We start from the raw sequence: 20,649 nt of genomic DNA, 5'->3' as shown, positions 1-20,649 counted from the left end.
GGGGCGCGCTTTCAAGAGGGAAAAAGGCGGAAATCCGCGGCCACAATAGGCCCGCCCCGCCCACCGGGCAACCCTCTTCCCCGGTTTCACCCCATGCGGCGGCGGAAGAACACCGCCAGCAGCGGCAGCGTCACGATGGGCCACGCGAACACCGGGGCATAGCCGGCGGCGGTGATGACCAGCCCGCCCACAGCCACCCCCGCCGACTGCCCCAGGAAGAAGCCCGAGGCGAACAGCGACACCGCGATGCCGCGCACGTGCGGCGCCATCTGTGTCGCCTGGGTCTGGAGGGTGTTGTGGAACAGGTAGAAGCCCATACCGCACACGGCGGACGCCACCGGCACCACCGGCCACGCCGGCACGAACAGGACGAGCGCGAAGGCCAGCGCCATCAGCACGCCGCCGCTGACCACCATGTTGCGCGGCCCCAGCGTGGCGACGATGCGCCCCGACAGCCCGGCGTACACCAGCCCGCCCAGCCCGAAACACGCCAGAATGCCGCCGATGGCCGCATACCCCAGCCCATAATGCTCGTGCAGATAGGCCCCCAGATAGGTGAAGGGACCGAGGAAGCTCACCCCTTCCAGAAACACCACCCCCACCACCAGCCGCACCCGCGGCGTGCGGGCCAGCGCCAGCAGGGTGGTGGCCAGGAACGACGGGCTGACCGCCGTGCGCGTCTGCTTGACCCGGCCCGACAGCACCTCCCGCCACAGCAGCAGCGCCACGCCCAGATAGATGACGCCCAGCACCATGAACACCGCGTGCCAGCTCAGGAACTCGCCGAAGATGCCGCCCGCCGCCTGCCCGGCGATGGACCCGAGGATCTGGCCGGACATGAAGCGGGCCAGCACCGGCTGGCGCCGGTCCAGCGGCACGATGTCGCCGATGTGGGCCATGGACAGCGGGATCAGCGCCGCCGCCGTCGCCCCGGCCAGCAGCCGCAGGAAACCCAGGGTGGCGAGATCGTCGGCGAACCCGCCGGCCCCGGTCATCACCGCCGACACCAGCGTCATCAGCGTGATGATGGTGTATTTGCCGAAACGGTCCCCCACCGGCCCATGGACAAGCTGGCACAGCCCATAGGCCAGCGTGCAGGCGGTGCTGATGATGGAGGCGTGCGCCACCGTGGTGCCGAATTCCCCGGCGATCTGCGGCAGCAGCGGGTCGGCGATGCGGATCGTCGCCGACGACGCGAACGCCGCGATGCTCAGCAGGACGATGGAACGCACAGGCAAGGGGGCGTCGGTCATGGGGCTGCCGCGACAGGGGGAAGGGGGCATGAACACTACTTAACCTATAGACATCGCGCCACGGGCAGGGCGCTTGAGGGAGGTCAAGGCGGCCATGCGGGGGGATGTGCCAATAAGCCCTTGCCTTCATGCCCCTGCGGCGCCTTGCTCATTGCCCGCCGTGGCGCCGGGCGGCACAACCGTGGGATAATCAAACCAAAGCCGGTCAGCCGGCGCACCCGTCTGGGAGGATGGACGAATGGATTGCTACGCCCCGAAGGGAGCCGGGCTGCTGTCGCTGGATGATGCGCTGGCCCGCATCGTGTCCGGTTTCGGCCCGGCGGTGGACACCGAAAGCGTGCCCCTGTCCCACGCCCGCGGGCGCGTGCTGGCCGAGCCGGTGACGGCCCCCATCGACGTGCCTCCGGCGGCGGTGTCGGCCATGGATGGATACGGCTATGCCGCCGCGTCCGGGGCCGGCGGGGGGCCGTTCTCCCTTCCCGTCGTCGGGCGGGTGCCGGCGGGCACCGTGTTTTCCGGCACGGTGGCGGCGGGGCAGGCGGTGCGCATCTTCACCGGGGCACCCGTGCCCGCCGGGGTGGACACCGTGGCGATGCAGGAGGACTGCACCGCCCATGAGGACGGCTCGGTCACCGTCAACCGCCCGCCCAAGCCCGGCGCCAACATCCGCCCGGCGGGGGAGGACATGCGGGCGGGGGCGGTGGTGCTGCACCCGGGTGCGCGCCTGCGCGCCCAGGACGTCGGGCTGGCCGCGGCGGTGGGCCGGGCGGGGCTGCGCGTGCGCCAGCGGGTGACGGTGGTGCTGTTCTCCACCGGGGACGAGTTGCGCGAACCCGGCACCCCGAAGCCGGAGGGCGCCATCTATGACGCCAACCGCTACACCATCGCCGCCCAGCTTCAGGCGCTGGGGGTGGAGGTGGAGGATCTGGGCATCCTGCCCGACCGGGCCGAGGTGGTGAGGGATGCGCTGGCCGGTGCCGCCGCCCGCGGCCACCTGATCGTCACCTCCGGCGGGGTGTCGGTGGGGGAGGAGGATCACGTGAAGGCGGCGGTCAACGCGCTGGGCGGCATCGACCTGTGGCGGCTGGCGATCAAGCCCGGCAAGCCGGTTGCGCTTGGTAAAATCCGGGGGGGCCGCGTGGGCGGCACGCCGTTTTTGGGCCTGCCCGGCAACCCGGTGTCGGCCATGGTGACGTTCATGCTGATCGGGCGCCCGCTGGTGATGCGGCTGATGGGCGTGGAAAAGACCGCGGCGCCGCGCTGTCTGGCGGTGGCCGGCTTCTCCTTCCGCAAAAAGGCGGGGCGGCGGGAATTCCTGCGCGCCACGCTCGGCACCGGGCCGGACGGGCTGCCCGTGGCCCACAAGTTCCCCAACGATTCGTCGGGCGTGCTGACCTCGATGGTGGAAGCCGACGGGCTGGTGGACATCCCCGCCGACACGCAGGAAGTGCGGGAAGGCGACATGGTGGCCTTCCTGCCCTTTACCGGGTTGTTTGTGTAAAAATTACTTCTTTAGCCAGTGGCCGCTGATTTCGGCGTGCAGCGGCTTAGTGTCTTCGAATTTCTGCTTCTGTTCCGCGGTGGCGTCGGTCTGGAATTCCGACCGCCACCGGGAATGGGGCATACCGTAGACGGCCTCTTTCGCCTCGTCGTCGGTCATGGCGACGCCGTGTTCCTTGGCGGCGGCCAGATACCATTTCGACAGGCAGTTGCGGCAGAACCCGGCCAGATTCATCAGGTCGATGTTCTGCACGTCGGTGCGCTTTTGCAGATGCGCCACCAGACCGCGGAAGGCCGCGGCTTCCAGTTCGATTCGGGTACGGTCGTCCATCGGAAACCTCAAAGGGTGATCAGCGCCAGCAGGATCAGCAGGGCGATGACCCCGGCGACGGCGATCTTGGTGAAATGGGTGAAGGCGTGCCAATCGGCCATCCGCTGGCGGACCAGTTCGGGATCGACCGCGCGGTGTTCACCGCCGTGTGCCACATCCACCATGTCGTCTTCCCCCCCTCGGTTGCTGCCGTGACCGGCGAAACGCTCAGGCTGAGGAGATGGGAAGCAGCCGCGGGCGTGGCAAGCGCCCGCGGCGGGGAAGACGCTCAGGCCGGCGGGTTGACCAGCGCCGGCAAGGCCGGGACCGGCCCGTCGATGACCACGCGGTCACCGTCCACCCGCGTGCGCCCCTCGGCCACCAGACGGACGGCCAGGGGGTAGATGCGGTGCTCCTGCTCCAGCACGCGGCCGGCCAGGGCGTGGTCGTCGTCGCCGGGCAGGACGGGAACCGCCGCCTGCACGATGATCGGGCCGGCGTCCATTTCCGCCCGCACGTAATGCACGGTGCAGCCGTGGAACCGCACCCCGGCGTCCAGCGCCCGCTGGTGGGTGTCCAGCCCCTTGAACGACGGCAGCAGCGACGGGTGGATGTTGATCATCCGGTCGTGCCACTGGTTCACGAACCACGGCGACAGCAGCCGCATGAAGCCGGCCAGGCACACCAACTCCACGCCCGCATCGCGCAGGCGGGCGTCCATGGCCGCCTCGAACCCCGGCTTGTCGCCGGGGTAATCGCGGTGGCTGACCACGGTGGTGGCGATGCCGGCCTTGGCCGCCCGTTCCAGCCCATAGGCGTCGGCCTTGTTGGACAGCACCAGCGCGATCTCCGCCGGAAACGACGGATCCGCCGCCGCGTCGATCAGCGCCTGGAGATTGCTGCCCCGCCCGGAGATGAGAACCCCGAGCTTCAGACGAGTCAGCCCTTTGTCGTTTACAGGGGCCATTCCGTGTCCATTCCTTCCACGGTCACCCGCGGCTGGCCATCGGCCAGGGTGTGGACGCGGCCAACGGTATAAACCGTCTCGCCGCCGTCACGCAGGATGCGGGCGGCTTCGTCGGCCATCCCCGCCGGGCAGATGACGACCATGCCCAGACCGCAGTTGAAGGTGCGGGCCATGTCCAGCGCCGACAGACCGCCCGTCCGGGCCAGCCAGCCGAACACCGGCAGGAACTGCCACGCCTTGGCATCCAGCGTCACGCCCAGCCCGTCGGGCAGAACCCGCGGAATGTTCTCGATCAGCCCGCCGCCGGTGATGTGGGCCATGGCCTTCACCGTGCCGGCGCGCACCGCGGCCAGCGTGCTCTTGACATAGATGCGGGTGGGGGTCAGCAGCGCCTCGGCCATGGTCTGGCCGGGGGCGAAGGGGGCGGGATCGGCATAGCCCAGGCCCGACTTTTCCACCAGACGGCGGACCAGCGAATAGCCGTTGGAATGCACGCCCGCCGAGGCCAGCCCCAGCACCACGTCGCCGTCGGTCACCCCGGCGCCGGTCAGGGCGGAGTCGCGCTCGACCGCCCCCACCGAGAAGCCGGCGAGATCATAATCGCCGTCGGAATACATGCCGGGCATTTCCGCCGTCTCGCCGCCGACCAGCGCGCAGCCGGCCTGACGGCAGCCCTCGGCGATGCCGGCGACGATGGCGCGGCCCGCGGCCACGTCCAGCTTGCCGGTGGCGTAATAATCCAGGAACAGCAGCGGTTCCGCCCCCTGGACCACCAGATCGTTGACGCACATGGCGACGAGATCGATGCCCACGGTATCGTGTTTTCCCGCGGTGATCGCCACTTTGAGCTTGGTGCCGACGCCATCGGTCGTGGCGACCAGAAGCGGGTCGCGGAAACCGGCGGCGCGCAGGTCGAACAGCGCGCCGAAGCCGCCGAGGCCGGCGTCGGAACCAGACCGTGCGGTCGAACGCGCCAGCGGCTTGATCGCCTCGACGAGCGCGTTGCCCGCGTCGATGTCCACACCCGCCTGTTTGTAGGCGTCGGACGTGTTGTTGGGTTGGGTGCTGATGGTATCCTCGCTTGGGCTGGGCTATAAACCGGGCCAACGGAATGGCCGAAACATACTCGAATCGGAAGGCATTGCAATGCTCCACCGCCGCTGCCGGACCCTGAAAACGGGTCTTGTCCCCTCCATCAGGGCTTCCGCGATGGTTCTGGGGGTGATTCTGGCCGCTGCCGGGCCGGCCCTGGCCCCTGTGCGCCCCGCGTTGGCCCAGACCGCCGGGGCCGCCGCCGGGGGGGGCGAAGCCTATACCGTGTCGGGCGTGACGGTGGACGTGTCGTCCGCCAATCCCACCACCGCGCGGGATCAGGCCATCACCCAGGCCCAGCGCAAGGCGTGGGACAGCCTCTATCAGCGCATGGCCCCCGGCGGGGGGGCGGTGCCCAAGATGTCCGACACGGATCTGGCCCGCATGGTCCAGGGCTTCGACATCGAGGATGAAAAGACGGCGCCGGGCCGCTACGTCGCCAGCTACACCGTGCGTTTCCGCCCCCAGGCGGTGCGCGATGCGCTGGGCAACAGCGGGGCCGCGGCCATCACCGAACAGCCCACGCGCCCCTTCGTCCTGCTGCCCGTCACGACCGTCGCGGGCCGCCCGATTCTGTGGGAGGACCGTACCGCGTGGCGCGAAGCGTGGGAAGCGCGTCATGGCGCCTCCTCCTTCGTGCCGCTGCTGGTTCCCGACGGGGAACTCGACGATGTGGCCGCCATCGGCGTGTCGGAGGCGCTGGCGGGCGACTCGGCGGCTCTCGGCAAGATCGCCCAGCGGTACAAGGCGGGCGGCGTGATCGTGGTCCGCACCGACCTGCCGGCCTCCGGCCCCGATCCCAAGGCGGGGCTGACGGTGGACGTGGTGCGCTACATGCCCGACGGCAGCCGCGACCAGCGGCCCGTGACCGTGGCCGGCAGCGCCACGGAAAAGCCCGCCGACTTCCTGGCCCGTGCCGTGGCCGCCACCGCGACCGCCATCGACGAGGGGTGGAAGCAGGAAAACACCGCCCCCGCTGGCCCGGAACAGACGATTGCCGTGTCGGTGCCCCTGTCGGGTCTGGGCGACTGGATCGAGGCGCGCAAGCGCCTGTCGGCCATCGGTGCCGTGTCGAACGTGGAGGTGCAGTCGCTGGGCCGCACCGCCGCCACCATCGGGCTGAGCTTCCGCGGCGACGTGGGCAAGCTGCGCCAGACCCTGGCCGGCAGCGGCCTGTCCCTGACCGAAGCGCCGCCGCGCGCCCCGGTGATGGCCACCCCCGGCCAGCCGCCGGCCGCCGCCCCGGCGTGGGAGCTGCGCCTGTCGGGCCTGGGCGGCGTGCCGGCCGCCCCGCGCGGCGCGGGCGGCCTGTAAGGGGGCGGGGCGTTGAGCATCCCCAACATCATCACCTTCGCCCGGCTGCTGGCGGTTCCGGCGGCGGTCTATTTCATCCTGGCGGGTGAACTGGGCTGGGCCTTCTGGGTCGTGGTGGGCGCCGGGATTTCCGATGCGCTGGACGGCGCCATCGCCCGCATGTTCCGGTCGCTGACGGCGCTGGGCGCCTATCTCGACCCGCTGGCGGACAAGGTGCTGCTGGTCAGCGTGTTCATCGCGCTGGGGCACGTGAACGCGCTGCCCCTGTGGCTGGTGATCGTGGTGGTGTCGCGTGACATCATGATCGTGGGCGGCGTCATGCTGCTCTATACGCTCAAGGAGGCGCTGGTGATGCAGCCCTCCACCATCAGCAAGATCAACACCGCGGCCCAGATCGCGCTGGCCACCGCGGTGCTGGCCCCCGCCGGGCTGGGGCTGCCCAATCTGGTGGTTCAGGGTGTTGATGTGGTGAACGCCCTGGTGTGGGTGGTGCTGGCGACGACGCTGCTGTCGGGGGCCGGCTACCTGTACCGAGGCGGGCGTCTGTTCAACCGGCATGGCGGTGTGTGATGAGCGGCGGGCGTCAGGCGCGGTTCTGGCTGATCGGGCTGGGGATCTTCCTTCTGGTCCTGTGGCAGTTGTCGGGCATGCTGCTGCCGTTCGTCGCTGGCCTGGCGCTGGCCTATTTCCTCGATCCGCTGGTGGACCGGCTGGAGGAATACCGGCTGCCGCGCTGGGCCGCCACGGCGCTGGTGCTGCTGCTGTTCCTGCTGATGCTGGTGGCGGTGATCCTGCTGCTGATCCCGCTGGTGCAGATGCAGGTGGTGCAGTTGATCGACGCGCTGCCGGGCTATTCCCACGCCGTGCGCGACCGGGTGCTGCCGGCCCTGGAGAAATTCCTGAGCCGGCTGCCCAGCGACGACATGCAGCGGCTGCGCGATGCCGCCGGTCAGTACGCGGGACAGGCGGTGGGGTGGCTGGGCAGCGTGATCCAGCGCATCCTGAGCGGCGGCATGGCGCTGTTCGATGTGCTGTCCATGCTGTTCATCATGCCCATCGTGGCGTTCTACCTGCTGCGCGACTGGGACATCCTGGTCGCCACCGTGGACCGCTGCCTGCCGCGCCCCCACGCCGCGGTGATCCGCCAGCAGGCACGGGAGGTGGATGAAACCCTGTCGGGCTTCCTGCGCGGGCAGGCGCTGGTGTGTCTGATCCTCGGCTCCTTCTACGCGGTCGGGCTGTCGGCGGCGGGGCTGAAGTTCGGGCTGGTGATCGGGCTGGTGTCGGGCCTGCTGTCCTTCATCCCTTATGTGGGGACGCTGTTCGGCTTCATCGCGTCCACCGGGCTGGCGCTGCTGCAGTTCGACGAGCTGTGGAGCACCGGCGTGGTGGTCGGCATCTTCCTGTTCGGCCAGATGGTGGAGGGCAATTTCCTGTCGCCCAAGCTGGTGGGGGACCGGGTGGGGCTGCACCCGGTGTGGGTGATGTTCGCCCTGCTGGCCGGCGGTTATCTGTTCGGGTTCCTGGGCATTCTGCTGGCGGTGCCGGTGGCGGCGGTGATCGGGGTGCTGACCCGCTTCGCCGTGGCCCGCTACATGGACAGCCCCTATTACCGCGGCACCCTGCCGATCCGGGGGGAGGGGGAATGACCGGCCCGACGCAAATCCCCCTGGATCTGGGTCACCGTGCGGCCATGGGCGGGGAGGATTTCCTGGTCGCCCCGTCGAACGCCGAGGCGGTGGCGTGGCTGGACCGCTGGCCCGCGTGGCCGGCGCCGGCCCTGGCCCTGTTCGGCCCCGCCGGGTCGGGCAAGAGTCATCTGGCCAGCGTGTGGCGGGCGCGTACGGGCGCGCCGTGCATCGCGGCGGCGGACCTGACCGACGCCGATCTTCCGGCGCTGGCCGCCGGGCGTGCCGTGGTGGTGGACGACGCCGACAAGGTGGCCGGGCGCAAGGGCCGGGAAGAGGCGCTTTTCCATCTGTACAACCGCATGCGGGACGCGGGCGGTCATCTGCTGCTGCTGGCGCACCAGCCGCCGGCCCGCTGGCGGGTGAAGCTGGCCGACCTGCGCTCCCGCCTCAACGCCGCCCCGGCGGTGGCGGTGGAACCGCCCGACGACGCCCTGCTGGCCGCCGTGCTGGTCAAGCTGTTCGCCGACCGGCAGGTGATGCCGGGGGAAGAGGTTGTGGATTATCTGGTGGCCCGAATCGAACGGTCGCTGGACGCCGCCCGCCGGGTGGTGGCGGCGCTGGACCACGCATCCCTGGTGGAGCAGCGGCGGATCACCGTGCCGCTGGCCCGGTCGGTCCTGCTCAGCCTGGACGGCCCGCCGGACGATGCCGAGGGGGAGGATGACGGCGCGTAACCGCCGTCATGCCGAGGGCGGCGGCGTCACCCCGTCCACCAGATCCGACCGCCCGATTCGCCGCAGCGACACCGCCAGCCGCTGGTCGTCGTCGCGGATTTCCTGGAGGGTGCGCAGGGTGAAGGTCACGTGCTCCTCCGCCGCCCGCCGCGCGTCGGCGGGGCGCCCGCCCAGCACCGCGTCGGCGATGGCCAGATGCTGGCTCAAAAGCATCTCCCGCACGCCGGGGCGGGTGTAGAGGCGGGAGCGGTTGTAGAACACATCGTTGCGGAGCATGGCGGAAAAGGCCCGCATGATGTGCAGCATCACCACATTGTGCGCCGCCTCATAGATGGCCTGATGCAGGTCGGCGTCGGCGTCCGCCTCGATGGTGGGGTCGTCCTGGCCGTGGCCGGTCGTCATGCGGTCGATGGAATCCTGAATCGCCCGGCGGTCCAGGTCGGTGGCCCGTTCGGCGGCCAGTGCCGCCGCCGTCCCCTCGATCGTCGTGCGGAATTCCAGATAGTCGTACGCGGTTTCCGGCTTCGATTGCAGCAGCGACACCAGCGGGTCGGTCATGGGGGCCAGGAACTGCGCCACCTGCGTGCCGCCGCGCCCGGTGATCAGAAGCCCGCGGCTTTCCAGCTTGGCCAGCGCATCGCGCAGCGACGGGCGCGACACGTCCAGCTTCAACGCCAGTTCCCGTTCGGGCAGCAGCTTTTCGCCGGGGCGCAGAACCCCTTCCAGAATCAGCTTTTCCAGGTGCTCGGCAATGGCGTCGGACAGCTTTGCCGGCTTGATCCTGTCGCTGGTGGTGCCCTCGGGCGGCATCGGCGTTTCCCTTCGCGTCGTCTCCCCGTTCAACCGGGTGTGTTTGAGGGTTAGATAGCCTCCCCCGCCGGGCGCGTCCAGCGGGTTGAGACGGGCTCGTCGTCAGAAGAATTTTCCTGTTGCGGGCCATGGTCAAATCTTTTATCCAAACTTCAACGTTGGCTAAGAGATGTCATTTGGCCGCAGCCCAACGCAGCATCCTTTCCGAATGCTGCGCTGCAACGAATGAAACATCCGGGTTTTGGGAATACGGGAAACGCCGCCGGTGTGCCGCCGCGGGCCGTCATGGCCCGTGCCATGGCCGCCGTGGGCTGCCTCCGTCTTGCCCGAAAGCGCACCGCCAACGTGACAAACGGTCTGGCGGAGGATGGATTCCCAATGGTCTGGTCGCAGGTCTACGACCCCCTCAACAACATGTGGCTCTCGACGTTCATGGCGTCGATCCCGGTTCTGGTCATGCTGGGCGCGCTCGGCATCTTCCACATCAAGGCGCACAAGGCGGCCCTGATGGGTCTGGCCGCAGCATTGGCGGTGGCCATCGGCGTGTTCGGCATGCCGGTGGCCATGGCCGGCAAGACGGCGGCCTATGGCGCGGCTTACGGCCTGCTGCCGATCGGCTGGATCGTCATCAACATCATCTTCCTCTACCACCTCACCGAACAGCGGGGTCAGTTCAAGATCCTGCAGGAAAGCATCACGGGGATCACCAACGACCGCCGTCTGCAGCTCCTGCTGATCGCGTTCTGCTTCGGCGCCTTCTTCGAAGGGGCGGCAGGCTTCGGCACCCCGGTGGCGGTGACCGGCGCCATGCTGATCGGCCTGGGCTTCTCGCCGCTGGCCGCATCGGGCCTGTCGCTGATCGCCAACACGGCCCCCGTGGCCTATGGCGCGCTGGGTACCCCGGTGATCGCGCTGGCCGCGGTGACCGGCCTGCCGCTGGAAGACCTGTCGGCCATGATCGGACGTCAGCTTCCGTTCTTCTCGGTGATCGTGCCGTTCTGGCTGATCGTCGCGTTTGCCGGCTGGCGCGGCATGCTCCAGATCTGGCCCGCGGTTCTGGTCGCCGGCGTCAGTTTCGCCGTTCCGCAGTATCTGGTGTCGAACTTCCACGGCCCGTGGCTGGTGGACGTGGTGGCTGCCATCGTGTCGATGGTCAGCCTGACTCTGTTCCTCAAGGTCTGGCATCCCAAGACCATCTGGTACACCGTCAACGGCGATGAAGCTCCGGTGGATGAAGGCAAGGCTTCGGCCCGTGCCGATCATGGCTACGCCCCGTCGGACGTGCGCCGTGCGTGGATGCCCTGGGCCATCCTGTCGATCCTGGTGTTCATCTGGGGCGTGCCGCAGATCAAGACGTTCCTGGACGGCGTGTCGGTGTTCAAATTCCCCATCGACGGGCTGCACCAGATGATCCAGCGCGTGCCCCCGGTGGTGGTGAAGCCGCACACCGAGGCCGCGGTCTATACCCTGAACTGGCTGTCGGCCACGGGCACGGGCATCCTGCTGTCGGCGGTCCTCGCCGGCCTGCTGATGGGCTGCTCGGTCAAGGAAATGGCCCGCACCTACTGGCGCACGCTGGTGGCGATCCGCTATTCCCTGCTGACCATCGCGGCGATGCTGGCGCTGGGCTACACCACCCGCTATTCGGGCCTCGACACCACGCTGGGTCTGGCGTTTGCCAACTCCGGCTTCCTCTATCCGTTCTTCGGCACCCTGCTGGGCTGGCTGGGCGTGGCGCTGACCGGATCGGACACCGCGTCGAACGTGCTGTTCGGCAGCCTGCAGAAGGTGTCGGCGGAACAGCTCGGCCTGTCGCCCACCCTGATGGCCGCGGCCAACAGTTCGGGCGGCGTGATGGGCAAGATGATCGACGCCCAGAGCATCGTCGTCGCCGCCGTCGCCACCAAGTGGCATGGGCACGAGGGCAAGATCCTGCGCTACGTCTTCTGGCACTCCATCGCCATGGCCTCGCTGATCGGCGGGCTGGTGATGCTCCAGGCTTACGTGTGGCCGTTCACCCAGATGGTGATCCACCACTGAGTTCGCATCGGAGGCACCGGGCGGGGCAGGGGCAGTCCAGGCCCGCCCGGTGGCAACTTGCAGCGGGGGTGCGCGCGTCGCCCCCGTCTTTTTCATTCATCCCATCCCGCTTATTTATTTCTTTGTTTGTCTCTTTGACCGCTCCCCCTGCCATCCATGAGGTGACGCCTTGACCCCCGCATCGGCGTATCCCGTCCCGCCCCGTCCCGCCACCGTCTATTATTTCGGCACCTGTCTGGTGGACCTGTTCTACCCCGACGCCGGTCTGGCCGGGATGGATCTGCTGCGGCGCGAAGGGCTGAAGGTGGTGTTTCCGCAGAACCAGACCTGCTGTGGCCAGCCGGCCCGCAACACCGGCATGTATGAGGAGGCGCGCGCCGTCGCCCGCGCCCAGTTCAAGGCGTTCCCCAACCCCTGGCCGATCATCGTGCCGTCGGGAAGCTGTGCCGGCATGATGCGCATGCATTACCCCGAGCTGTTCGCCGGCGAACCCGATCAGGCGGAAGCGGAGGCGTTCGCGTCCCGCGTCTATGAGCTGACGTGGTTCCTGGTCCACGTGCTGGACATCCAGTTGAAGGACAAGGGCGAGCCGCTGACGGTCACATGGCACGGATCGTGCCATTCCGTGCGGGAAATGGGCGTGACCGACGAGCCCAAGGAGCTTTTGCGCCGGCTGTCCAACGTCACGCTGGTGGAAAACCCGCGGGAGAAGGAATGCTGCGGCTTCGGCGGCACCTTCGCCGTGCGGATGCCCGAGGTGTCGGGCGCCATGGTCACCGACAAGGTGGCGAGCATCGAGGGCACCGGGGCGGCCCAGATGGTCACCGGTGACTGCGGCTGCCTGATGAACATCTCAGGGGCGATGGCCAAGTCCGGCTCCCCGGTCAAGCCGCGTCACATCGCCGAATTCCTGAAGGAGCGCACCAATGGCTGAAACCGCTGCCGCGTCCACCTTCGTCGAGCGCGCCCACAAGGTTCTGGGCAACACCAAGCTGCGGGGCAATTTCCGCCGGGCCATGGACGGGCTGATGGCCAAGCGCGCGGCCCAGTTCGCCGACATCGCCGCCTGGAAATCCCTGCGCGCCCGCGGGGCCGCCGCCAAGCGCCGGGTGCTGGCCCGTCTGCCCGAATTGCTGGAGCAGCTTGAGGCCAACTGCACCGCCAACGGCATCAAAGTCCATTGGGCGGAAACCACCCACGAGGCCAACAGCATCGTCCTGAAGATCCTGCAGGACCACGACGCCCGGACCATCGTCAAGGGCAAGTCGATGGTGTCGGAGGAGATGCACCTCAACGCCTTCCTGCAAAAGCACGGCATCGAGGCCATCGAATCGGATCTGGGCGAATACATCATCCAGTTGGCGGGCGAGGCGCCCAGCCACATCGTCATGCCCTGCATCCACAAGGACAAGGGCGAGATCGCCGAACTCTTCACCCGGCACATCGACGGGCAGCCCTACACCGAGGACGTGGCCGAGCTGACCGACGCCGCCCGCCGGGTGCTGCGCTCGCGCTTCGCCGCGGCGGACGCCGGTCTGTCGGGGGTGAATTTCGCGGTGGCCGAGACCGGCACGCTGGTGCTGATCGAGAACGAGGGCAACGGGCGGCTGTCCACCACCCTGCCGCCGCTGCACATCGCGGTGATGGGCATCGAGAAGCTGGTGGAAACGCTGGACGACATTCCGCCGCTCTTGTCGCTGCTGCCGCGCTCGGCCACCGGGCAGAGCATCACCACCTACGTCAACATGATCACCTCGCCCCGCAAGCCGGGGGAAAAGGATGGCCCGCAGGAGGTTCATCTGGTGTTGCTGGACAACGGCCGGTCCCGCGTCTATGCCGACAACCAGTTGCGCGACACCCTGCGCTGCATCCGCTGCGGTGCGTGCATGAACCACTGCCCGGTCTATGCGCGGGTGGGTGGGCATACCTACAACGCCGTCTATCCCGGCCCGATCGGCAAGATTCTGACGCCGCAGTTGGACGGCATCGCCGTGGCCGGCGACCTGCCGCACGCCTGCACGCTGTGCAACGCCTGCGTCGAGATCTGTCCGGTCAACATCCCCATCGCCGACATCATGGTGCGCCTGCGCCGCGAGGCGGTGCACCCGTCGGACAGCCCGGCGGTGATGGGGGCCGGGTGCAAGCACACCGCCACCGAAGCCGCGGTGTGGGCCGGGTGGAAGAAAATGTACGCTTCTCCCGCGCTCTACCGCATGGGGGCCAAGATGATGCAGCGCTTCGGCAACATGATGCCGGGGGGAATGCCGTTGCTGAAGGAGTGGACCTCCGTCCGCACCCGCCCGGTGTTCGCCAAGAAGACGTTGCACGAACTGGCCAAGGAACAGGGGTATTCCGATGTCTGAAGCCCGCGCCCGCATCCTGTCGCGCCTGCGCGCGGCCCCGCCGTCGGTGGCCCCCGACCGTCCCGACTGGCAGCCGCCGCGCTTCGGCGATCAGCGGCTGGCCAAGTTCCGCACCATGCTGGAATCCTGGCGGGCGGAGGTGCACGACACCACCGCCGCCGCGTGGCCGGAGACACTGGCGGCACTTCTGGGCACCAAGCTGGCCGGCAAGAACAGCCGCACCGTGATCCACGCCCCCAACACCGTCACCGGCCAGACCCTGGCTGAAGCCTGGGCCGGGCGGAGCGACGTTCCGGTGCTGGTTCCCTATATCGAATCGGTGGAGAGCTTCAAAACGGTGCTGGTGCAGCAGGCCGATGCCGGGGTGACCGGCACCGTGGCCGGCATCGCCGAAACCGGCACCGTGGTCCTGTGGCCCGGCGCTGACGAGCCCCGCCTGATGTCGCTGCTGCCGCCGGTCCATGTGGCGGTCGTCGCCGCGTCGTCGGTGCGCGACACCATGGCCGACGTGGTGACGGAACAGGGGTGGAAGGACCGCATGCCCACCAACGTGGTGCTGGTTTCCGGCCCGTCGAAGACCGCGGACATCGAACAGACCCTGGCCTTCGGCGTTCACGGGCCGAAGGAATTCGTGGTTCTGGTGCTGACCGATGCGTGATGTGTAACCCGTCGGGGGGCTTTGCCCCCCGACACCCCCCAGCAAGGGCGGCGGCCCTTGCATCCCATTGATCAACCACTCAGGGTGCGGCGGCCTGTGGGGGAGTGGTTCCGGCTTCGCCTTCTTTCAGCCGGACGCCGCGCTCGATGAATTCCACGCCGGCCTCTTCAAAGGCGCGGCGCAGGGCGGCCATGGTCGGGCCGTGGGGCGTGGTCTTGCCCGATTCAAAAGCCGAAATCGTGTTGGCATGCACCCCCGACCGTGCGGCAAGGTCCGCAATCTTCCATTTCAGGGCCGCCCGTGCCATTCGAAGCTGTGTATCATTCACAATTTTGTTGACCCATAACGAGATATGGTCCACATTCTTGTGGCTGGGGCACAATTTTTATATCTGAGCCGGCTTCACAGGATGGAGACGTTCTCATTATGTCACAAGACGCTTCCGATCGACAGCCATCCACGGTTTCGCTGCATTGCTTCGGCGGCGAGTACGATGATCCCGCCGATGTGCTGGAAAATGTGAAGGCTGTCGTGACGTTCCTGAACGGCGCCGTCTGCAACGCGCTTTCGGGACGGAGCGGCCACCTTACCGGCGAAGGTATCCTTGGGGTGAACCTGATTTTCGGTGCTGTGGTTTCCAGCCTGGACGCCGTGTCGAAAACCATCAGAAACACCCGGGACCACTGACCCCATTGATGGGGTACAGGGGCCGCTGGGCCCCTGTCGGGGAGCGTCGAGGGGAAGATCCCCTCGACAAGCCTTCTCAATGCGCCTCGTCCCACGACGGCCCGACGCCCGCTTCCGCGACGAGCGGAATGCTCAGGCTGGCAGCCCCCTCCATCACCGTGCGTACGGCGGCACTCAGCGCTTCCACCTCATCCTCGGGCACTTCGAACAGCAGTTCGTCATGCACCTGCAGCAGCAGCCGGCTGCGGGGGCTGGCGGCGGTCATGGCGGCGGGGATGCGGGCCATGGCGCGCTTCATGATGTCCGCCGCGGTGCCCTGGATGGGGGCGTTGATGGCCTGACGCTCGGCAAAGGCGCGGCGGGCGGCGTTCTTTTCCTGGATGCCGGGGATGTAGCAGCGGCGCCCGAACAGGGTGGCGACGTAGCCCTGTTCCCGCGCTTCCTGCTTGGTCTTCTCCATCCAGGTCTTCAGTTCGTGGAAGCGTTCCAGGTACGCCTTGATGAAGCTGTTGGCCTCCCCCGGCGTGATGCCCAACTGGCGGCTGAGGCCGAAGCCGGAGATGCCGTAGATGATGCCGAAGTTGATGGCCTTGGCCTTGCGGCGGATCTCCGAGGTCATCTGATCCAGCGGCACGCCGAACACCTGGGATGCGGTCATGGCGTGAATGTCGATGCCGTTGCGGAAGGCGTCCTTCAGTGCCGCGATGTCGGCGATTTCGGCCACCAGCCGCAATTCGATCTGGGAATAGTCCACCGACAGCAGCGTGAAGCCCGGATCGGCGATGAAGGCGCGGCGGATGCGCCGCCCCTCCTCGTTGCGCACGGGGATGTTCTGCAGGTTGGGATCGGTGGAGGACAGACGGCCCGTGTTGGTCAGGGCCATGGAAAAGCTGGTGTGGACCCGGCTGTCGCCGTCGGTCTGTTCCTGCAAAGCGTCGGTATAGGTGCTTTTCAGCTTGGCGAGCTGGCGCCAGTCCAGCACCTTCTGCGCGATGTCGATGCCCTGTTCGGCCAGACCCTCCAGCACGCCGGAATCGGTGGAGTAGGTACCGGTCTTGCCCTTCTTGCCGCCGGTCAGGCCCATGTCCACGAACAGGATTTCGGCCAGTTGCTTGGGCGAGGCGACGTTGAAGGGGCGGGGGGCCAGGGCGTTGATCTCACCTTCGATCTGGGTCAGGCGCTCGGCGAAATTGCGGGACAGGCGGCTCAGTTCGGTCTTGTCGATGCGGATGCCGGCCCGTTCCATGTCGGCGATCACCGGGATCAGCGGGCGTTCCAGCGTCTCGTACACCGTGACCATGCGGTCCTGCACCAGCCGCGGCTTCAGCAGCAGCCACAGGCGCAGCGTGACGTCGGCGTCTTCCGCCGCGTAATCCAGCGCCTTGTCCAGCGGCACCTTATCGAAGGTGATGGCGTTCTTGCCGGTGCCGCAGACGTCGGCGTATTTGATGGTGGTGATCCCCAGCAGGGTTTCCGCCAGTTCGTCCATGCCGTGGCCGTGGGTGGTGCCGTCCAGCACGTAGGAGATCAGCATGGTGTCGTCCAGCGGCGCCGGGCGGACGCCGTGGCGGTCGAAAAGCTGGAAGTCGAACTTGAAGTTGTGCCCCACCTTCAGGATCGCCGGGTTTTCCAGCAGCGGCTTCAGCACCGCTATGGCGTCGGCGGCGGGGATCTGCGGCGGGGTGTCGTCGCCGTCCAGGGACAATTGCCCCTCGCCGTTGGTCTTGCCCACGTGGGCAAGGGGGATGTAGCAGGCATCGCCCGGCGCCAGCGCCAGCGACACCCCCACCAGCGTGGCCGTGGACGGGGTGAGGGAGTTGGTTTCGGTGTCCACCGCCACCACCTCCGCCGCCAGGGCGCGGGCGACCCAGGCTTCCAGCGCGGGGCGATCCTGAATCAGCGCGTAGCGCTTCTCCGCCCCGTCGAAGGCGGGAGCGGTCTTGCCGGCGGGGGCCGGGGTGCCCTCAGCGGATGCCGGATCGGTGACGGCGGGGGCGGGCGGCGGATCGGCGGTGATGATGCCGTCCTTCCTCAACTCCGCCTCCATGCGCGCCACCACGCTGCGGAAGCCCTGGGCGCGCAGGAAGGACAACAGCTTGCCGTGGTCCGGCTCACGCACCGTCAGGGTGTCGAGGGGCACCGGCACCGGGGCGTGGGCGTCCAACTGCACCAGCCGGCGGGAGATGCGCGCCTGCTCGGCGAAGTCGATCAGCTTCTGCCGGCGGGCCGGCTGCTTGATCTCGCCCGCGCGGGCCAGCAGGGAGTCCAGGTCGCCGTATTCGGTGATCAGCTGGGCGGCGGTCTTGACGCCGATGCCGGGCACGCCGGGCACGTTGTCCACGCTGTCGCCGGCCAGCGCCTGCACGTCCACCACCTTGGACGGCGGCACACCGAACTTTTCCATCACCTCGTCGGGGCCGATCATCTTGTTCTTGAGCGGGTCGAGCATGCGCACGCCCGGCCCCACGAGCTGCATCAGATCCTTGTCCGACGACACGATGGTCACGGGGCGTCCGGCCTCCACCGCCAGCCGGGCGTAGCTGGCGATCAGGTCGTCGGCCTCGAACCCTTCCAGCTCCACCCCCGGCAGGCAGAAGGCTTCCGTCGCCTCGCGGATCAGGGCGAACTGCGGGCGCAGTTCCTCGGGCGGTTCGGGGCGCTGGGCCTTGTAGGCGGGATAGATGGCGTTGCGGAAATTCTCCCGCTTGGCGTCGAAGATCACCGCCACCGCCTCGGCGTGCAGGTCGGCCAGCAGCTTGGTCAGCATGTTGGTGAAGCCCAGCACCGCGTTGACCGGCGTGCCGTCGGGCCGGGTCAGCATGGGCAGGGCGTGGAAGGCACGGAAGATGAACCCCGACCCGTCCACCAGATACAGCCCGCCCGCGGACGGGGCGGCGGCGGGGGCGGCAACGGTGGTGGCGTCGGTGCTGTCGGTCATGGCGGCGATCCTGTTGATGGGCCGCTACCTTGGCGGAACCCGTCGCGGGAGTCGAGAGGACGCAAGCGGGCGTGGGCGTCGAGGAAGCGGCGGCAGGCGTCGAAATCCGCCTCCGCCCCCGGCGGCAGGGTCATGCCGTTGCGCTCCGCCAGCGCGCGGGCAAACGACAGCATCCGCTCGGTCGGCGCCTTGCGCCGCTGGGCTGCCGTGGCGGGGGAGGGGGCGGGCGTGTCCGCAACCGTGGCTTCCACCACCGGGGCCGTGGTCTTGCGGGTACGGCTTGCGGCCTTGGCGGCCTTGGGCGCGAGCGTCTTCGGCACCTCCGCCTTGCCCACCGCCGCCTTGCGGGTGCGGGGCTTGCGGGGTGCGGGTGCGCCATCCTCGGGCGCACCGGTGCCGGCTTTGGGCGTGCCGCCGCCGGGCTTGGCCCGCCGCACCGTGCGCTTCCGGCGGGCGGCGAAGCCGGTGTCGGGGGCGAGTGCGATGGCGGGGCCGCCGCTGCCGGCCAACACGCCGATCAGCCGCCCGGCCTCCGACGCAATGGAGTCGATGACGGCGCGGTAATCGGCGCGGCCCGTCACCACATCGTCGAGCTGCATCTCCCACAGGGCGGTGGTGCCGGGATCGACCAGCGCCGGGGCGGCGGCGCGCAGCCGTTCGAACAGCGCCAGCCCGGCGGGGGTCGGGTGCAGCCACTTGCCCTCGTTGCCGATCAACTGCTGCAGCTTCAGCCCCTTGATGACCTCGGCGCGGGTGGCGGGGGTGCCGATGCCCTTGGCCTCCTTCAGCCGGTCGCGCAGTGCGGGATCGTCCACGAAGCGCCAGGCGTTCTGCATGGCGTCGATCAGGGTGCCGTCGTTGTAGCGCGGTGGCGGCTGGGTGCGCTTGGCCTCCACCGTCGGGTCGGTCAGGGTGGCCGGCTCGCCGTCGGCCAGGGGGGGCAGGGTCTGATCGGCCTCCGCCTCCCGGCCGTCGCCACCCTTGCCGTCCGCGGGCGCGTCCGCCGCCTCACTGCCGCCATAGACGGCTTTCCAGCCCAGCTTGAGCGGGATGCGCCCGGTGGCGCGGAACAGGGCAGGGGTGCCGTCCGGCACCGGCACGGTCATGGTGACGGTGGTCTGGCGGTAGTGGAAATCCGGCATCACCGCGGCAAGGTAGGAGCGGCAGATCAGCGCGAACAGCCGCTTTTCATCCGCGCTCAGCCGCCCCAGCCGGCTTTCCAGATCGTCCATGACGTTGACGTTGGGCACGATGGCGTGGTGCGACACCCCCTCCAGCGCCTTGTCGCAGAAATGGCCGGACTTGCCGCGGCGGATGACCGGGCTGCCGATGTCCAGATGGGCGAATCCCGGCAGGCGGGTCAGGGCCGCCACCAGGGCCGGGGCATCGCCGGCCTGATTTTCCGCCAGATAGCGGGCCTCGGCGCGTGGGTAGGTGATGAGCTTCTTGCCCTCGCCGTCATACAGGCTCTGGGCCACGGCCAGCGTCTTGTCGGCGGTCCAGCTCCAGCGCTGGCCGCAGGTCTTTTGCAGGGTGGGCAGGTCGAACAGGCGCGGCGGCGCCTGCCGCTTGTCCTCCACCGTCACCGACAGCGGGCCGTTGTGGCCGGCGGCGGCACGGGCCACGGCCTCGGCCCGCGCGCGGTCCTTGATGCGGTCCTTGGGCGGCGGGGCGTGGCGCATCAGGAAACCGCCCTGGCCGGTGACGGCGGTGGCCACCACCTCGAAATAATCCTCCGGCTTGAAATCGCGGATCTCGATCGCGCGCAGGCAGACGATGGCCAGCGTCGGCGTCTTCACCCGCCCGATGCCGATCACCCCGCGGGTGCCGGGGGCACGCAGGGTGGTGGTGGCGGTGCGGGTCAGGGACAGGTTGAAGATCTGGTCGGCCTGCTGCCGCGCCACCGCCGCCTCGTACAGGGAGCGCATCTCGGCGTTCGGCTTCAGCCGGCCGAAGGACTCGCGGATGGTCTTGGGATCCTGCGCGGTGAACAGGGCACGGCGCACCGGTCCGCGGTAGTTCAGGTGCTCCAGGATCTCCTGCCCGATCAACTGCCCCTCGCGGTCGCAGTCGGTGGCGAGGATCACCGAGTCGCATTCCTTCAGCGCCGCGGCGATGGCCTGGAGCTTGGCCGGCTTGTTGCCGTTGCCGTCGGGGCGGGTGGGGTAGAGCAGGGTGTCGGGCCGCAGGACGTCGGTTGTCCAGCGTTTCCAGGCCGGGTTCACCTCCTCCGGTTCGGCAAGGCGCAACAGATGGCCCTCGGCGGGGAGGATGCGGCCATAGCGCGATCCGAGCGCCGCGCGCAGATCCTTGGCCTGACTGGATTTTTCCGTAATGATGAGCGTGGCCATC

19 protein-coding genes are annotated in these 20,649 nt (G+C 68.6%); 10 read left to right on the top strand and 9 right to left on the bottom strand.

All coding sequences use genetic code 11. The features are described 5' to 3' along the window. Positions 1-86: 86 nt before the first annotated feature. The gene (locus tag M2352_RS11830; protein WP_264664683.1) at positions 87-1,253 is read right to left on the bottom strand and encodes an MFS transporter; all 1,167 of its coding nucleotides are present in this window, start codon (positions 1,251-1,253) and stop codon (positions 87-89) included. Between the two features lie 238 nt (positions 1,254-1,491). On the opposite strand from M2352_RS11830, the gene M2352_RS11825 reads away from it, so the two are divergent. Further along, entirely contained in the window at positions 1,492-2,754 is a 1,263-nt protein-coding gene (locus M2352_RS11825) for a molybdopterin molybdotransferase MoeA (protein WP_264664682.1), read from the top strand. A 3-nt stretch (positions 2,755-2,757) separates the two neighbouring features. On the opposite strand, the gene M2352_RS11820 is transcribed toward M2352_RS11825, so the two are convergent. The 4 genes from M2352_RS11820 to purM form a co-directional block, all read right to left on the bottom strand. Continuing rightward, the gene (locus tag M2352_RS11820; protein ID WP_264664681.1) at positions 2,758-3,084 is read right to left on the bottom strand and encodes a DUF1244 domain-containing protein; all 327 of its coding nucleotides are present in this window, start codon (positions 3,082-3,084) and stop codon (positions 2,758-2,760) included. A gap of 8 nt (positions 3,085-3,092) precedes the next feature. After that, positions 3,093-3,248, bottom strand: a complete 156-nt coding sequence (locus M2352_RS11815; protein ID WP_264664680.1) for a hypothetical protein — start codon at positions 3,246-3,248, stop codon at positions 3,093-3,095. Positions 3,249-3,352: 104 nt separating this feature from the next. Continuing rightward, positions 3,353-4,030 carry a phosphoribosylglycinamide formyltransferase gene (purN, locus tag M2352_RS11810; RefSeq protein ID WP_264664679.1) on the bottom strand — a complete coding sequence of 226 codons (678 nt, stop codon included), beginning with the start codon at positions 4,028-4,030 and terminating at the stop codon, positions 3,353-3,355. Next, positions 4,018-5,100 carry a phosphoribosylformylglycinamidine cyclo-ligase gene (purM, locus tag M2352_RS11805; protein WP_264665347.1) on the bottom strand — a complete coding sequence of 361 codons (1,083 nt, stop codon included), beginning with the start codon at positions 5,098-5,100 and terminating at the stop codon, positions 4,018-4,020. Before purM ends, purN begins: the two co-directional genes overlap by 13 nt. Before the next feature lie 139 nt (positions 5,101-5,239). Here purM and M2352_RS11800 point away from each other — a divergent pair, with 139 nt between their 5' ends. The 4 genes from M2352_RS11800 to M2352_RS11785 are packed head-to-tail and all read left to right on the top strand — an operon-like array spanning position 5,240 to position 8,801. Beyond that, a complete protein-coding gene (locus M2352_RS11800; RefSeq protein ID WP_264664678.1) occupies positions 5,240-6,436 on the top strand; it encodes a DUF2066 domain-containing protein in 1,197 nt (398 codons plus the stop codon). A 12-nt stretch (positions 6,437-6,448) separates the two neighbouring features. Beyond that, positions 6,449-7,006: a CDP-alcohol phosphatidyltransferase family protein gene (locus tag M2352_RS11795; RefSeq protein WP_264664677.1), complete on the top strand. Its 558-nt coding sequence runs from the start codon at positions 6,449-6,451 to the stop codon at positions 7,004-7,006. After that, positions 7,006-8,085, top strand: coding sequence for an AI-2E family transporter (locus M2352_RS11790; RefSeq protein ID WP_264664676.1), 1,080 nt, complete (start codon positions 7,006-7,008; stop codon positions 8,083-8,085). The genes M2352_RS11795 and M2352_RS11790 overlap by 1 nt, the downstream gene beginning before the upstream one ends. Next, complete coding sequence (locus M2352_RS11785; protein WP_264664675.1) at positions 8,082-8,801, top strand: HdaA/DnaA family protein; 720 nt, start codon at positions 8,082-8,084, stop codon at positions 8,799-8,801. Before M2352_RS11790 ends, M2352_RS11785 begins: the two co-directional genes overlap by 4 nt. 6 nt (positions 8,802-8,807) lie before the next feature. Here M2352_RS11785 and M2352_RS11780 read toward each other — a convergent pair whose 3' ends face one another. Further along, on the bottom strand, positions 8,808-9,611 hold the full coding sequence (locus tag M2352_RS11780) for an FCD domain-containing protein (RefSeq protein WP_264664674.1): 804 nt from the start codon (positions 9,609-9,611) through the stop codon (positions 8,808-8,810). 378 nt (positions 9,612-9,989) lie between these two features. Between M2352_RS11780 and M2352_RS11775 the strand changes: the two genes are divergently transcribed. The 4 genes from M2352_RS11775 to M2352_RS11760 all read left to right on the top strand — a co-directional run bounded on the left by M2352_RS11775 (position 9,990) and on the right by M2352_RS11760 (position 14,672). After that, complete coding sequence (locus tag M2352_RS11775) at positions 9,990-11,651, top strand: L-lactate permease (RefSeq protein WP_264664673.1); 1,662 nt, start codon at positions 9,990-9,992, stop codon at positions 11,649-11,651. Between the two features lie 169 nt (positions 11,652-11,820). Next, entirely contained in the window at positions 11,821-12,585 is a 765-nt protein-coding gene (locus tag M2352_RS11770; RefSeq protein ID WP_264664672.1) for a (Fe-S)-binding protein, read from the top strand. Beyond that, a complete protein-coding gene (locus M2352_RS11765) occupies positions 12,578-14,014 on the top strand; it encodes a LutB/LldF family L-lactate oxidation iron-sulfur protein (RefSeq protein ID WP_264664671.1) in 1,437 nt (478 codons plus the stop codon). Before M2352_RS11770 ends, M2352_RS11765 begins: the two co-directional genes overlap by 8 nt. After that, positions 14,007-14,672: a LutC/YkgG family protein gene (locus tag M2352_RS11760; protein ID WP_264664670.1), complete on the top strand. Its 666-nt coding sequence runs from the start codon at positions 14,007-14,009 to the stop codon at positions 14,670-14,672. Before M2352_RS11765 ends, M2352_RS11760 begins: the two co-directional genes overlap by 8 nt. 79 nt (positions 14,673-14,751) lie before the next feature. Here M2352_RS11760 and M2352_RS11755 read toward each other — a convergent pair whose 3' ends face one another. Further along, positions 14,752-15,033 (bottom strand): helix-turn-helix domain-containing protein, encoded by a 282-nt coding sequence (locus M2352_RS11755; RefSeq protein WP_264664669.1) that lies wholly within the window; start codon positions 15,031-15,033, stop codon positions 14,752-14,754. Positions 15,034-15,098: 65 nt separating this feature from the next. Here M2352_RS11755 and M2352_RS11750 point away from each other — a divergent pair, with 65 nt between their 5' ends. Then, entirely contained in the window at positions 15,099-15,359 is a 261-nt protein-coding gene (locus M2352_RS11750) for a hypothetical protein (protein WP_264664668.1), read from the top strand. Between the two features lie 76 nt (positions 15,360-15,435). Here M2352_RS11750 and polA read toward each other — a convergent pair whose 3' ends face one another. Further along, complete coding sequence (polA, locus tag M2352_RS11745) at positions 15,436-18,297, bottom strand: DNA polymerase I (protein ID WP_264664667.1); 2,862 nt, start codon at positions 18,295-18,297, stop codon at positions 15,436-15,438. Next, positions 18,294-20,648 (bottom strand): DNA topoisomerase, encoded by a 2,355-nt coding sequence (locus M2352_RS11740; protein ID WP_264664666.1) that lies wholly within the window; start codon positions 20,646-20,648, stop codon positions 18,294-18,296. The genes polA and M2352_RS11740 overlap by 4 nt, the downstream gene beginning before the upstream one ends. Position 20,649: the final 1 nt, after the last annotated feature.

This window comes from Azospirillum fermentarium, from assembly GCF_025961205.1.
Classification (GTDB): domain Bacteria; phylum Pseudomonadota; class Alphaproteobacteria; order Azospirillales; family Azospirillaceae; genus Azospirillum; species Azospirillum fermentarium.
This window is presented reverse-complemented; position numbering and strand designations above follow the sequence as displayed.